The sequence below is a fragment of the Halorubrum cibi genome (assembly GCF_900182635.1).
Lineage (GTDB): Archaea > Halobacteriota > Halobacteria > Halobacteriales > Haloferacaceae > Halorubrum > Halorubrum cibi.
The window spans coordinates 175,823-190,284 of the sequence record NZ_FXTD01000001.1; the positions used below are offsets into that span (position 1 = coordinate 175,823).

General features: G+C 67.8%; 12 protein-coding genes and 3 tRNA genes. 10 read left to right on the top strand and 5 right to left on the bottom strand.

Annotated features, from left to right (window positions below; genetic code table 11):
• Window positions 1-16: 16 nt before the first annotated feature.
• From mutS to azf, 3 genes are all read left to right on the top strand, one after another.
• On the top strand, window positions 17-2,866 hold the full coding sequence (gene mutS, locus FN829_RS00850) for a DNA mismatch repair protein MutS (RefSeq protein WP_142985122.1): 2,850 nt from the start codon (window positions 17-19) through the stop codon (window positions 2,864-2,866).
• Between the two features lie 107 nt (window positions 2,867-2,973).
• Window positions 2,974-3,327, top strand: coding sequence for a cell division protein SepF (locus FN829_RS00855; protein ID WP_142985123.1), 354 nt, complete (start codon window positions 2,974-2,976; stop codon window positions 3,325-3,327).
• Between the two features lie 140 nt (window positions 3,328-3,467).
• Window positions 3,468-4,274, top strand: coding sequence for an NAD-dependent glucose-6-phosphate dehydrogenase Azf (gene azf, locus FN829_RS00860; RefSeq protein WP_142985124.1), 807 nt, complete (start codon window positions 3,468-3,470; stop codon window positions 4,272-4,274).
• Window positions 4,275-4,369: 95 nt separating this feature from the next.
• Here the strand turns inward: azf and FN829_RS00865 are convergent, their stop codons facing one another.
• On the bottom strand, window positions 4,370-5,161 hold the full coding sequence (locus FN829_RS00865; protein WP_246066416.1) for a DUF309 domain-containing protein: 792 nt from the start codon (window positions 5,159-5,161) through the stop codon (window positions 4,370-4,372).
• A 115-nt stretch (window positions 5,162-5,276) separates the two neighbouring features.
• On the opposite strand from FN829_RS00865, the gene FN829_RS00870 reads away from it, so the two are divergent.
• The gene (locus FN829_RS00870) at window positions 5,277-7,112 is read left to right on the top strand and encodes a cation:proton antiporter domain-containing protein (RefSeq protein WP_185955664.1); all 1,836 of its coding nucleotides are present in this window, start codon (window positions 5,277-5,279) and stop codon (window positions 7,110-7,112) included.
• Window positions 7,113-7,163: 51 nt separating this feature from the next.
• Here FN829_RS00870 and FN829_RS00875 read toward each other — a convergent pair whose 3' ends face one another.
• The gene (locus tag FN829_RS00875; RefSeq protein WP_142985126.1) at window positions 7,164-7,754 is read right to left on the bottom strand and encodes a hypothetical protein; all 591 of its coding nucleotides are present in this window, start codon (window positions 7,752-7,754) and stop codon (window positions 7,164-7,166) included.
• 174 nt (window positions 7,755-7,928) lie between these two features.
• Here FN829_RS00875 and FN829_RS00880 point away from each other — a divergent pair, with 174 nt between their 5' ends.
• Complete coding sequence (locus FN829_RS00880) at window positions 7,929-8,207, top strand: amphi-Trp domain-containing protein (RefSeq protein ID WP_004595520.1); 279 nt, start codon at window positions 7,929-7,931, stop codon at window positions 8,205-8,207.
• 330 nt (window positions 8,208-8,537) lie between these two features.
• Here the strand turns inward: FN829_RS00880 and FN829_RS00885 are convergent.
• Window positions 8,538-8,610 (bottom strand) — tRNA-Arg (locus FN829_RS00885).
• A gap of 273 nt (window positions 8,611-8,883) precedes the next feature.
• Here FN829_RS00885 and FN829_RS00890 point away from each other — a divergent pair.
• The 3 genes from FN829_RS00890 (at window position 8,884) to FN829_RS00900 (ending at window position 11,957) form a co-directional block, all read left to right on the top strand.
• Complete coding sequence (locus tag FN829_RS00890) at window positions 8,884-10,365, top strand: single-stranded DNA binding protein (RefSeq protein ID WP_142985127.1); 1,482 nt, start codon at window positions 8,884-8,886, stop codon at window positions 10,363-10,365.
• Between the two features lie 155 nt (window positions 10,366-10,520).
• Window positions 10,521-10,952, top strand: a complete 432-nt coding sequence (locus FN829_RS00895) for a histone (protein ID WP_142985128.1) — start codon at window positions 10,521-10,523, stop codon at window positions 10,950-10,952.
• Window positions 10,953-11,957: a histone deacetylase family protein gene (locus FN829_RS00900; protein ID WP_142985129.1), complete on the top strand. Its 1,005-nt coding sequence runs from the start codon at window positions 10,953-10,955 to the stop codon at window positions 11,955-11,957.
• Between the two features lie 304 nt (window positions 11,958-12,261).
• Here the strand turns inward: FN829_RS00900 and FN829_RS00905 are convergent.
• Together FN829_RS00905 and FN829_RS00910 are read right to left on the bottom strand one after the other, a co-directional pair.
• Window positions 12,262-12,334 (bottom strand) — tRNA-Asp (locus FN829_RS00905).
• A 30-nt stretch (window positions 12,335-12,364) separates the two neighbouring features.
• A tRNA-Asp gene (locus tag FN829_RS00910) sits at window positions 12,365-12,437 on the bottom strand.
• Window positions 12,438-12,668: 231 nt separating this feature from the next.
• Here FN829_RS00910 and FN829_RS00915 point away from each other — a divergent pair.
• Entirely contained in the window at window positions 12,669-12,899 is a 231-nt protein-coding gene (locus FN829_RS00915) for a DNA-directed RNA polymerase subunit H (protein ID WP_142985130.1), read from the top strand.
• The gene (locus tag FN829_RS00920; RefSeq protein ID WP_122105404.1) at window positions 12,896-14,461 is read left to right on the top strand and encodes a DNA-directed RNA polymerase subunit B''; all 1,566 of its coding nucleotides are present in this window, start codon (window positions 12,896-12,898) and stop codon (window positions 14,459-14,461) included. Before FN829_RS00915 ends, FN829_RS00920 begins: the two co-directional genes overlap by 4 nt.
• Window position 14,462: the final 1 nt, after the last annotated feature.

The window sequence follows — 14,462 nt, forward strand, 5'->3', positions numbered from 1 at the left end:
CGGCGGGAGTACGGGTATGCCAACGGGGATCGTCGGGGAGTTCCTCGAACTCAAGGAGGGGACGGACGCGGACGTCCTCGCGATGCAGTGCGGCGACTTCTACGAGTTCTTCGCCGACGACGCCGAGCTGGTCGCCGACGAGCTCGACCTGACGGTCTCACAGAAGTCCTCGCACGGGTCGTCGTACCCGATGGCGGGCGTCCCGCTCTCGGAGCTGACGCCGTACCTGAAGGCGCTCGTCGAGCGCGGTTACCGGGTCGCCGTCGCGGACCAGTACGAGACGGACGACGGTCACGCGAGGGAGATAACCCGAGTCGTCACGCCCGGTACCCTGCTCGAGACGAGCGACGACGACGCGCGATACCTCGCGACCGTGGTGCGCGGCGGCGATGGCGCGGGGCGCGGCACCGGCGGGAGCGGAAGCGGCGTGAACGGCGAGGGGCGCCGGAAAGACGGCGGAGACGCCGACGACGGCCCCTACGGCGTCGCGTTCGCGGACGTCACCACCGGCCGCTTCCTCGCGGCCGAGCTCGCCGACCGGGGCGACCTCCGCGCGGAGCTGTACCGCTTCGATCCCGCGGAGGTGTTGCCCGGTCCCGACCTCCGGAACGACGACGCCTTCCTCGGCGCGGTCCGCGAGGACCTCTCGGGGTCCGTCTCCGTCTTCGACGCGGAGGCGTTCGCGTCGGGGCGGGCGGCCCACGCGGTCCGCGAGCAGTTCGGGGCGGAGACCGCGGACAGCGTCGGGCTCGACTCCGACCCCGCGACGCGGGCGGCCGGCGCGGCGCTGTCGTACGTGGCCGAGACGGGCGCGGGCGTGCTCGCGTCGATGACCCGGCTGACGACGTACGCCGCGGCGGACCACGTCGAGCTCGACGCGACGACTCAGCGCAACCTCGAACTGACGGAGACGATGCGCGGCGACGCCGACGGGACGCTCTTCGACGCCGTCGACCACACGGTCACCGCCGCGGGCGGGCGACTGCTCCGCGAGTGGCTCACGCGCCCGAAGCGCGACCGCGACGGGCTGGACCGCCGACTCGATTCGGTGGAGGCGCTCGCGTCCGCGGCGCTCGCTCGCGATCGACTCCGCGAGACGCTCGGCGACGCCTACGACCTCGAGCGGCTGGCCGCCCGAACGACGAGCGGGAGCGCAGGCGCGCGGGAGCTGTCGTCGGTCCGGGACACCCTCGCGCTGTTGCCGGCGCTCGCGGAGGCGGTGGCGGGGACGCCGCTCGCCGACTCGCCGGTCGCCGAGGTCCTCCGGCGGCCGGACCGCGCCCGCGCCCGCGACCTCCACGACGAGCTGGACGGGGCGCTCGCGGAGGACCCGCCGAAGACGAAGACCGAGGGCGGGCTGTTCCGGAAGGGATACGACCCGGAACTCGACGACCTCATCGAGCGCCACGAGGAGGCGCTCGAGTGGCTCGACACCCTCGCCGAGCGCGAGAAGCGGCGACACGGGCTCTCACACGTCACCGTCGACCGCAACAAGACGGACGGCTACTACATCCAGGTGGGGAAATCGGTCGCCGACGGGGTGCCGGAACACTACCGGGAGATCAAGACGCTGAAGAACTCGAAGCGGTTCGTCACCGACGAGCTGGAGGAGCGCGAACGCGAGGTGCTTCGGCTGGAGGGGGCGCGCGGCGACCTGGAGTACGAGCTGTTCGAGGAGCTGCGCGAGCGGGTCGCCGGGGCGGCGACGCTGTTACAGGACGTCGGCCGGACGTTCGCGGAGCTGGACGCGCTCGCGTCGCTCGCGACCCACGCCGCGGGCAACGACTGGACCCGTCCGACGCTGACCGAGTCGCGAACGCTCTCGATCGAGGCGGGCCGCCATCCGGTGGTCGAGCGGACGACCGACTTCGTCCCGAACGACCTCGAACTCGACGGAGAGCGCGGCTTCCTGATCGTCACGGGGCCGAACATGAGCGGGAAATCGACGTACATGCGGCAGGCGGCACTTATCCAACTGCTCGCGCAGGCGGGATCGTTCGTCCCGGCGCGCTCGGCCGAGATCGGACTCGTCGACGGGATCTATACTCGCGTGGGCGCGCTCGACGAACTGGCACAGGGTCGGTCGACGTTCATGGTCGAGATGCAGGAGCTGTCGAACATCCTCCACTCCGCGACCGAGGAGTCGCTCGTCATTCTCGACGAGGTCGGCCGCGGCACCGCGACATACGACGGGATCTCGATCGCCTGGGCGGCCACGGAGTACCTCCACAACGAGGTGCGCGCCCGGACCCTGTTTGCGACCCACTACCACGAGCTGACGACGCTCGCGGACCACCTCCCGCGCGTCGCGAACGTCCACGTCGCGGTCGACGAGCGCGACGGGGACGTGACGTTCCTCCGGACGGTGCGGGACGGACCGACGAACCGCTCGTACGGCGTCCACGTCGCCGACCTCGCGGGCGTTCCCGAGCCGGTGGTCGACCGCGCCGACCGGGTGCTCGACCGACTCCGCGAGGAGAAGGCGATCGAGGCGAAAGGGTCCGCGGACGGCCCGCGGGACGGGGTCGACGGATCGGCGACGAAACAGGCCGTCTTCGACCTCTCGACCGGGTCGTTCGCGGGGAGCGAGGACGAAGCGAGCGGCGCGCGAAACGGGGACGAAGCGAGCGGCGAACGGAACGCGGACGGACCCGACCGTGACGACGGAAGAAACCGCGGGGACGGATCGGTCGGCACGACGACCGCGCCCGTCGAGGAAGCACGGCCGAACGATCGGCCGCAACTCGACCCGGAGACGCGCGCGGTGATCGAGGAGCTGGCCGACGTCGACGTCGCGTCGACCGCGCCGGTGGAGTTGCTCTCGCGGGTCAAGGAGTGGCAGGATCGACTCGACGAGGGGGAGTGACTCCCCCGACCTCGCGCTCGAGGGACGGATTCGATGACCGTCGACGGGAGGAGCCGACGACCGCGTCTGACGTAAGAACTAATGTGTGACCTCGTCGTAACACGGGTATGGGTATTATGAGCAAGATCCTCGGCGGGGGCGGACAGCGCTCCGTCGACGACTACGTCGAACTCGATATAGACGACTTCGCCGAGGCGAGCGCGGAGACGGGTATGCAGGTACACATCGCCGAGATCGGCGACCAGAGCGACGTGATCCCGATCAAGGACGCGGTGTACGACGGCGACTTCGTCATCGCCGACATCACCCGCCACTCCACGTCGGACCGGACCGTCGAACACATCATCGACGAGCTCCGCCAGGTTGCCGAGGAGGTCGACGGCGACATCGTCCAGAAGGGCGACGATCAGCTCGTGATCGCGCCGACCGGCGTCGCCGTCTCCCGTCGCAAGCTCTCCTGATCTCCCGTCGGACGTTCTCCTGAGCGCGGGCCGCTCGCGCGCGGGTGGGAAACCGCCCAGCGAGCGCGCGGGTCGGCGATCGACGCTCTCGGCAGTCGAACCGTGTCATATATGCCGTCCTCGCGCCCATGGTAGGCTGAATGGACGATCCGGTCCTACTCACAGGCGCGGGCGGGCGGGTCGGCCAGGCCATCCTCGATGGCATCGGCGAGGAGTACGATTGGCGCCTCCTCGACCGCGAGCCGCTCCCGGCCGCGAAGGTACCCGATCGGGTGACCGACGCCGACCAGTACGTCGCGGACATCACCGACGAGCGCGCCGTCCGCGAGGCCGTGCGGGGCGTGAACGCCGTGATCCACCTCGCGGGCGACCCGCGGAAGACCGCGCCGTGGGACTCCGTCCTCCGGAACAACATCGACGGGACGCAGGTCGTGATGCGCGCCGCTGCCGAGGCGGGCGTCGAGAAGTTCGCGTTCGCCTCCTCGAACCACGCCGTCGGCGGCTACGAGACCGACGACCGGACGCCCGACCTCTACCGCCCCGACGACGACTACCGGCTCGACGGCGACGAACTCCCCCGACCGGGCAACCTCTACGGCGTCTCCAAGGCGACCGGCGAGTTCCTGGGCCGGTACTACCACGACGAGACCGGGATGTCCGTCGTCTGCGTCCGCATCGGCAACCTCACCAAGGACCACCCGCCGCGGGAGTACGAGCGCGGACAGGCGATGTGGCTCTCACACGGCGACTGCGCGCACCTCTTCGACCGCTGTCTCCGGGCCGACTACGGCTTCGAGATCGTCTACGGCATCTCCGATAACGACCGGAAGTACTACTCGATCGACCGCGCCCGCGAGGTCCTCGGATACGACCCGCAGGACAACTCCGCGAACTACACCTTCGAGGGCGAACCGATCGCCGAGGACCCGCCGACCGACGAGCCCTGACGTCCCGTCCGTTCGATCGCTCTGCCCGTTCGACTGCTCTGCCCGTTCGATCGCTCCCGATGCGGCCGCTCGCTCGACGGATTCCTCCCTCCCGTTCACTCGAAGAGTCCCGACACGTCCCGTTGCTCGCGACGGTCGAGGTCGACGTGGTCGGCGATCCGCGCCGCGATCTGCGGGCGCGCTTCGGGTCGCCGGAGGAACGCGAACACGAGCTCCGTGACCTGCGTCCGGCCCGTCCCGCGTTCCTCACGCGCGAGCCTCGCCGCCGCCGACAGCGTCCCCTCGTCCCCGGCGTCGACCGCGGTCGCCAGCGCGGGTGCGGCGGAGAGCGTCGCCGCCAGATCGAGGTCCTCGAACCCGACCGCGACGCCGTGGACCCGGATCGGCGGCGGCTCGGTGGCGGCCGTCTCGGACGTTATATCGGCCGCCCCGGGATCGGCGACGAGCCGGCGACATCGCTCTCGCATCGGCTCGACCGCGATGCCGCGATACCCTTCATCGATCCCCTCGAGGAGGCTCACGGCGCGGCCGCCGTGGTCCGCGGCCTCGGATCGGTCCCCGTCTCGCGCGTGATCGGTCGCGGTCGCGACCGCGGCCAGCCCCCGAAGGAGCCGGTCGTCCCCGTGCTTGGTGTCGTCACCGTCGGCGTCGGTGTTGGGTTCGCGCCGGTCGAGACCCGGCCCGTCCCGATCGGTGAGTGCGCCCCGCGTCGACTCCCACAGACCGCGGGCCGCGAGGACGTGCCCGGCGTTGTACAGGGCGGCTCCCGCCTCGATCGCGGCGACGACCGGCCCCTCACGGTCGTCGTCACTGGCCTCGTGATCGTCACGGACGTCATCGCCACGGTCGCCACGGTTGCCACGGTCGCCACGGTCGTCGCGCGTCACGCCCGTCTCTCGGGCCGGGAGACGAATAAATCCCGAGTTCGGCCGCCGCCGAACCAACACGGTAATGTGCGGTGGGTACAATAATCGGATAGACGTGTCAAGTAGCCTCCTGCCGATCGTCGCGATCATCCTCGTTTCGGGGCTCGGCGTACAGCTGCTCGCACACCGGCTGAAGGTCCCGAGCGTGGTGTTCTATCTCCTGATCGGTGTCGTTCTGGGTCCGGAAGTGCTCGGACTCGTGACGCTGGATACGTTCGGAGACGGCCTCGAGATCATCGTCGGCCTCAGCGTCGCGATCATCGTCTTCGAGGGGGCGTTCGCGCTGCGGATCGACCGGATCCGACGTGCCTCGACGGTGTCGCTCCGGCTGGTCACGGTCAGCGCGGCCGTGATGTTCCTCGGAACCGCGGTCGCGGTCCGCACCCTCGAGGGGGCCACTTGGGAGATCGCGCTGCTCATCGGGGCGCTGCTCGTCGCGACCGGCCCGACGGTGATCACGCCGATACTCGAGGTCGTCCGGGTTAGAGACCACGTCGCGACCGCCTTGGAGACCGAGGGGATCGTCAACGACGTGACCGCGGCGATCGTCGCGGTGGTCGTCTTCGAGACGCTGCTGCTCGACGACCTCGGCGTACCGGCGACGCTCGTGTCGTTCGTCCAGCGGTTCGGCACCGGCGTCGCCGCGGGGGTGCTCGCGACGGTCGTCATCTACCTCCTCCTGGACAGCGAGTTGGTTCCCGAACGCGACGTTCAGGCGTCGCAGTTCCTCGTGTTGGCCGCGGCGGTCGGGTCGTTCGCGGCCGCCGAGGCCGTCGCGGCCGAGGCGGGGATCGCCGCGGCGGCGACGAGCGGGATGCTGCTCGGGAACGCCGACATCGACAACAGGGAGGAGATCGAGCGGTTCGCACAGAACACGACGCTCATCGTGCTCTCGTTCGTGTTCATCTCGCTCGCCGCGCTGATCGACGTGGAGGCGATACTCGGGCTCGGCGTCGGCGCGATCGGGCTAGTCCTCGTGATCATGCTCGTGTTGCGTCCGCTGGGGGCGTTCATCGCCACCTTCGGCGTCGAGCGGTTCACGCGGGCGGAGCGGCTGTTCGTCGCGGCCGTCGGCCCGCGCGGGATCATCCCGGCGAGCGTGGCGACGCTCTTCGCCATCGAGCTGGAGCTGGCGGGGAACGTCGCGGCCGGGCAGCTGCTCGTCGGGACGGTCTTCGCCGTCATCTTCGCGACGGTCGCGATCGAGGCGGGACTGGCGCGGCAGATCGGCGAGTACCTCGGAGTGTCACCAATGCGTACGATAATCATCGGCGGGGGTCGGATCGGCCAGGCGCTCGCCACACGACTGGAGAACAGGGGCGAATTCGTCGTCATCGTCGAGTCCGACGAGGACGTGGTCGAGCAAGCGCGCGCGGAGGGATATACCGTTCACGAGGGCGACGGCAGCGAGGCGGAGGCGTTGCGAAAGGCCGGCATCGAGGACGCGAAGCGGTTCGTCACGACGACGGGCGACGACGACATCAACCTCCTCGCGTGCCAGCTCGCCATCACCAAGTTCGGCGTCGCGTCGGTGTACTCCCGCGTGAACGAGCCGGAGAACGTCGACGCGTTCGAGAGCATCGGCGTCGAGGCCATCGACGCCTCGACGGCGACGGCAGTGGCCATCGACGACGAGATCGAGCGCCCGGCGCTCACCCACTGGATGAACGAACTCGGCGACAGCCACGACGTCCAGGAGGTCGAGGTGACCTCCGAGGCGTTCGCCGGCAAGAGCATTCGGGACCTCAACTCGGACATCCCCGACGGGGTGTTCGTCGCCGTCGTCAGCCGGGACGGCGAGAACCACGTGCCGTCGGCGGACAGCGTGCTCGAGTACGGGGACCACGTCACGTTCATCGGCAACGCCGACGGCGTCAAGCGGGCGATGAACCGGTTCCATCCACACGACTAGGCCGTCGGGAGTCGGCGTTCCAAGGCGAAAGCTCCTCAGGGCGGGAGGACGTCAACCGCCGGTTTCAGCGTCGGTAGGGATCTCGAATTCGAGTCGGCCGTCGAGGACGTGTGTTCGGTCGGTCAGCCCCGATTCGACGAGTTCGACGGTGTTTTCGACGACACAGCGATGGGCTGACTCCGGCCATCGGGTGACCGGAAGATCGATGAATACGGTCTCGTCGGCGACTTCGCCGAACCGATGGACTTCGACGACCGCGGCCGTCCCCTCTCGGAACAGCGACACGGACGGATGTGGTTCGTGGTCACCCATGAACGGGCCTTGAAGCGAGACCCGTGGCGGGGTGCCGTCGCCGCCGAGTGCCACGAACCGCTGTGTGAGCGACTGGAGTTCGGTCTCTTCAGGATGCGAGATCGACGTGTGGAAGTGTTTCGGCAGTGGGGCAAACCTCGGGTCAACGCCCACCGTGGCGAGATCGTCGCCGTCTCCGCGAAACTCGAGATACTTCCCGTCATCCCGGGGACCGTCGTCGGTCTGTACCGTCGGATCCGCGTGTTCGATCCGGGATTCGACGGCACTACACCCCGCAGCGGTGGTGGAGGCGGCGGTCAGTGCGGACGCGAGGAATGCGCGACGGCGCATAGCCGGCGGTTTCGATCGTAGCAGTAATGGCTTTGTTGAAATCCGATCCTTCGGATGTAACGCGAATTGAAACGGTCGGTATACCTCGAGTGCGAACGTGTTGATCCGGCAACGTTCCGATTTCCTGATAGACCCCCAATAACAGTTATCCCGGATCACGGTGTACTATTGGGTATGGGAGAACTCGAAACGGAGGAGGAGAAAACACGAGCGGAGATCGCTACCTATCTCCGGGACTTGGCTGACCAACTTGACAGTGGCGGGAACGTGACTCTCGATCTCGGGGGAACGGGAGTACAGTTAGACCCGACAGAGCCTGTAACCTTCAAACTCGAGGGCGAATCAGACTGGTCTGAAGGGGATACAGAGGCCAAACAGAGTATCGAGTTTGAACTGGTATGGTGGCGGGAAGCCGCCACTGCTGAGGAGGGGGAGTTAGACATTCAAGAGTAACTTTACGCTCATTTTTCGAGTCATGCTGATAGACCGATACGGGAATTCAATGGTCCGTCCCTGATCTGTACTGACCGATCTGGTCCCACGGAGAACGTACACGAGTTGTTCTATAGCGTCCTGACGGAGTCCCACGCGAGCGGAGCGAGGGCGATCGAAGGGAGCCCTCGAAAGTGAGCGGCGAAGCCGCGAACGAGCGAGCGTGGGGCACGTTAGGACGCGAACGCGGCGGCTGTCGAACGAAGTGAGACAGCCGCAAAGTGAGCGTCCTGACGGAGTTTTCGGACACACGCACGGCTCGCGATGCTCGCCGTTTGGTGTGTCCGAAAACGTCCTGACGGAGATTTGAACTCCGGTCCCTGGCTCCGCAAGCCAAGAGGATAGTCCACTACCCTACCAGGACTCGATTACACGTATCGCCGAGATACTTAAGACGGTTACGGTCCGTCGTGCGCCGTGCCCGACGGTCGCACGGATCGATCGAGACGCGGCCGGGGCCGACGCCGACCGGCCGGTGGCGACGACTGAACGTTTTTGTACCGAACCGGGACGAGTGCGGGGTATGCCGAGCGAAAACGCGACCCGAAAGCGGGCGGAGGACGCGACCGGCGAGGGCACGGAAACGACGCAAGGACAACGCTTATCCGCGGAGTCGACGACCCTATCAGGTACGCGTATGGGAGCCATAGAGGACGTCTACGAGGACCTCGAGACGGACGTCGAGTTCGAGGAGTTCGCGGCCGCCGTCGAGGACAAAGTCGAGCAGATGGGCGGGCTCGCGGACGAGGAGACCGCCGCGATGCTCATCGCCCACGAGCTCCGCGACGAGGAGGCCGACACCATCGCCGACATCGAGCCCGGCATGAACGACGTGAAGTTCCTCGGGAAGGTCACGTCCATCGGCGACGTCCGCACGTTCGAGCGCGACGACGAGGACGAGGAGGGACGAGTCTGTAACGTCGACGTCGCGGACGCCTCCGGCTCCGTTCGGGTCGCCCTCTGGGACGAGATGGCGACTGCGGCCGAGGAGGAATTGGAGGTCGGCCAGGTGTTGCGGGTCATGGGCCGGCCGAAGGAGGGGTACAGCGGCCTCGAGGTCAGCGCCGACAAGGTCGAACCCGACGAGGACGCCGAGGTCGACGTCCAGGTGCTCGACACCTACCGCGTCGAGGACCTCACGCTCGGGGCCTCCGACGTCGACCTCGTCGGGAAGGTGCTCGACACCGACACGGTCCGGACGTTCGACCGCGACGACGGGAGCGAGGGTCGAGTGGCGAACCTCACCGTCGGCGACGAGACCGGCCGGGTCCGCGTCACGCTGTGGGACGACAAGGCCGACCTCGTCGCGGAGTTCGAATCGGGCGAGGTCGTCGAGGTGGGCGACGGCTACGTCCGCGAGCGCGAGGGCGACCTCGAGTTACACGTCGGCGACCGCGGCACCGTCGACCGTGTCGACGAGGACGTCGAGTACGTCCCGGAGACGACGGACATCGCCGAGTTGGAGATCGGCGAGACCGTCGACGTCGCCGGCGGCGTCATCGAAACGGACCCGAAACGGACGTTCGACCGCGACGACGGCTCCGAGGGTCAGGTCCGAAACGTCCGGATCAAAGACGACACCGGGGAGATCCGCGTCGCGCTGTGGGGCGAGAAGGCCGACCGCGAGATCGAGTTGGCGGATCGGGTCGTCTTCACCGATGTGGAGATCCAGGACGGTTGGCAGGACGACCTGGAGGCGTCCGCGAACTGGCGGTCGACCGTCTCCGTGCTCGACGCCGACGGTGACGGAGCGGGAGCCGGCCGGTCGAACGACGGACCGGATGCCGGCGCGGCGGACGCGACGAACGGAACGGCGGCCGACGCGGGTCTGGGTGCCTTCGCCGATTCGCCGGGAGCGGACGACGAGGTCGAGGCGGCCACCGGCGGGGACGGGGCCGTCACCGACGGCGACGGCACCGCGGCGGCGACCGCCGACCCCGCGACCTCGGACGAAGTGGAGTTCACGGGAACGGTCGTCCAGACGGGGGACCCGGTCGTGTTGGACGACGGGGAGCGGACGAAAAGCGTCGAGACCGGTGCGAGCCTGCGCCTCGGCGAGGAGATCACGGTTCGCGGCCCGGAGCGCGACGGAACGATCCACGCCGAGGACGTGTTCTGAGACACGGTGACGGGAACTCAGTCGTCGGAGGGACGCCGGAAGGCCACGACGGATCCGAGACGAAACGACCCGCAGAGTGGCTTGGAGGCCGTCGTTCGGGCGCGTAAACGCCGGTAACGGAAAGCGTTATACGGTGGACGAACCCGACTGTGTGTATGAGTGTCGAGTTGCCGTTCGCGCCGGTCGATACCATCATCCGGCGGAACGCCGGCGAACTCCGGGTCAGCGCCGACGCCGCGGAGGAACTGGCTCGGCGGATCCAGTCGCACGGCGCGGAACTGGCGATCGACGCGGCCGAGCGCGCGACGGCCGACGGACGAAAGACGTTGATGGCGTCCGATTTCGGCGTCGAGCAGGTCATCCCCCGCGAAGAACTCTCCCTTCCCGTCGCGCCCATCGATCGCATCGCGCGGCTCCGTATCGACGACCGGTATCGGGTCGGCGTCGACGCGCGGATCGCGCTGGCCGACATTCTCGAGGACTATGCCGACAACGTGGCGAGCGCCGCCGCGACGCTGGCCCGTCACGCGGACCGCCGGACCGTACAGGCAGAGGACATCGAGACGTACTTCGCGCTGTTCGAATAGATGCGCTTCGGCTACAGCGAGCGGTGTCTCGACCACGACCCGGGCGATCGGCATCCGGAGAACCCGGACCGGTTGCGCGCGATACGGCGAGGCCTCGCGAAGCGACACGGCGTCGAGTACACCGAGGCGTCACCGGCGAACCGCGAGGCGGTGACCGCCGTCCACGACGACGACTACGTCGCCGAACTCGAGGCGTTCTGTGCGGACGGCGGCGGCAACTGGGATCCGGACACCGTCGCAGGTGAGGGGACGTGGGAGGCCGCGCTCTCGGCGGCCGGACTGGCACAGTGGGCGGCGGACGCGGCGTTGGACGGAGAAAACGGTCGAAAGACGCCCTTCGCGATCGGTCGTCCGCCGGGCCACCACGCGGTCACCGCCGACGCGATGGGCTTCTGTTTCTTCAACAACGCCGCGGTCGCGGCCGAGAGCGTCCTCGAGGCCGGCCGCGCGGACCGAGTGGCGATCCTCGACTGGGACGTCCACCACGGCAACGGAACGCAGGACATCTTCTACGACCGAGGAGACGTGCTGTACGCGTCGATCCACGAGGACGGACTCTATCCGGCGACGGGCGAGCTGACCGAGACGGGCGAGGGCGACGGAGAGGGTACCACGGTGAACCTCCCGCTCGCAGCCGGCGCGGGCGATGCCGACTACCTCTACGCGATCGACGAGGCGATCGAGCCGGCGCTCGACGGGTTCGCTCCCGATCTGGTCATCGTCTCGGCGGGGTTCGACGCACACCGCCACGACCCCATCTCGCGGATGCGGGTCTCCTCGGAGGGGTACGCGCTGTTGACCGATCGGATCCGATCGGTGGCGGAGGGAATCGACGCGGCCGTGGCGTACGTCCTGGAGGGCGGATACGGCCTCGACACGCTCGCCGAGGGCGTCTCGATGGTCCACGAGACGTACGACGGCCGCACGCCGGTTGATCCCGACGACGACCCCAGCGAGAAGACTGAGAGCCGGGTCGCCGACCTCCAGTCGGCGCTGGGATTGTAGCCGGGATCGTTCGCCCGTCGAGGCACCGACGACGTCCCTCGCACTGGCGGTGGCGTCGCCGGCGCTTTGCGCCGGCTGCCAGAGGCGCGTAGCGCCTCGCTGTCGCCGGCGGCTCTGCCGCCGGCGTCAAGCGAGAGCTTCGCTCTCGCCCTGCGCCAGTGAGCGGGTGCGTCAGCACTCGCGAACCCGACCGCGAGACCCCACTCGTTCCGCTCGCTACGCTCGCTTCACTCCCTGGTTCAAACCCCTATCGAAGCGTTCTCGACGAACGGCTCGCTACGCTCGCCGAGTTGTTCGTCGAGAACGCCCGGAGCGGGATTTGAACCCGCGTCACGACCGTGACAGGGTCGTATGATGGGCCACTACACCATCCGGGCAGACAGCGACGAAGCCCCGAAAGAGGGGGACGCCCGGAGCGGGATTTGAACCCGCGTCACGACCGTGACAGGGTCGTATGATGGGCCACTACACCATCCGGGCGCGTCGCAACCTGTCGTATCCGTGTCTGGCAAATAAGGCTTGTCATCGGCGGCGGCGATGGTGACCGCTCACAGGGAGGGCGGTACGTTTTTGTGTGTCACTCCCGAGCGTGAGAACGTGGAACGCCCCGGCGCGGAGAGCCGTGCGCGGCGGAGTTGGCAAACCTTATGGGACTGGAGTCGGTAACGCACTGTAGTATCTCGTGATAGCTTTTCCCCACCACCACCACCCATGGTAGACGTAAGCCAACACGAACTCGTTCCGGATCACGTCCTGATCGACGATCCCGAGGAGATCGAGGCGGTCCTGGCCGAGTACGACGTGAAGAAGACGAACCTACCGAAGATCAAACGCACCGACCCCGCGACACCCGACGACGCCGAAGTCGGGGACGTGGTGAAGATCGTCCGTGATTCGCGCACGACGGATCAAGCGGTCGTGTTCCGACTGGTCGTCTCATGAACAGGCAAGACCGACGCGTGGTGTCACGCGAGTACTTCTCCGACGAACGACTCGCCGAACACCACTTCCGATCCTTCAACAACTTCCTGGGTCGCGGGATGCAGGAAGTGGTCGACGAAAAGGAAACGATCGAGACCGACATCGGCGACAAGGAGGGCCAGGAGCCGGTCTACGTCGAACTCGGCGACGTGCGGATGGTCACGCCCCGAGTCCGCGAGGCCGACGGTTCCGAGGAGCTTCTGTACCCACAGGAGGCCCGCCTACGGAACATCACCTACTCCGCGCCGGTGTTCATGGAGATGTCCATCGTGCGCGGCGGCGAGGACGAACCCGAGACCGTCGTCGACAGCACGGAGACGAAGGTCGGCCGGATGCCGATCATGGTCGGCTCGGATAAGTGTAACATGGCCGACTTCACCGACGAGGAGCTTATCGACATCGGCGAGGACCCGGTCGATCCCGGCGGCTACTTCATCGTCAACGGCTCCGAGCGCGTGCTGATGACTTCGGAGGACCTCGCGCCCAACAAGATCCTCGCCGAGTACGACTCGAAGTACGGCGACGAGATCCAGGTCGCGAAGACGTTCTCCCAACGGCGCGGCTACCGCGCGCTCGTGCTCTGTGAGCGCAACCGCGAGGGGCTGCTCGAGGTCTCGTTCCCGTCCGTGTCGGGTTCGATCGACTTCGTGACGCTCGTCCGCGCGCTCGGGCTCGAGTCCGACGAGGAGATCGTCCACCGCGTCTCGGACGACCCCGAGATCGTGAAGTTCATGCTGGAGAACTTGGAGGAGGCCTCGGTCCAGACTACCGAGGAGGCCATCGAGACGCTCGGCGAGCGCGTCGCGAGCGGCCAGGGGAAGAACTACCAGCTCAAGCGGGCGAACTACGTCATCGACCGCTACCTCCTGCCGCACCTCCACGAGGAGGGCGTCGACGAAGAGGACGTGCGGATCAACAAGGCGTACTACCTCTGCCGGATGGCCGAGGCGTGTTTCGAGCTCGCCTTGGACCGCCGGGAGGCCGACGACAAGGACCACTACGCGAACAAGCGGCTGAAGGTCTCCGGCGACCTGATGCGCGACCTGTTCCGGACCGCCTTGAACAAGCTGGCGCGCGACGTGAAGTACCAGCTCGAGCGCGCGAACATGCGGAACCGCCAGCTCACCGTGAACACGGTGGTCCGCTCGGACGTGTTGACCGAGCGGCTCGAACACCCGATCGCGACGGGCAACTGGGTGGGCGGACGCTCCGGCGTCTCCCAGCTCGTCGACCGGACCGACTACATGGGCGTTCTCTCTCATCTGCGGCGCCTCCGGTCGCCGCTTTCGCGCTCGCAGCCGCACTTCGAGGCGCGGGACCTCCACGCGACCCAGTGGGGTCGCATCTGTCCCTCCGAGACGCCGGAGGGGCCGAACTGCGGGCTCGTGAAGAACTTCGCGCAGGCGATGGAGCTGTCACAGACCGTCGAGGACGAACAGGGGCTGAAACGAGAACTGGCGTCGATGGGTGTCGAGGGGATCCCCGGCATCGAGGGCGTCGAACGACAGACGGCGGACGACTAAC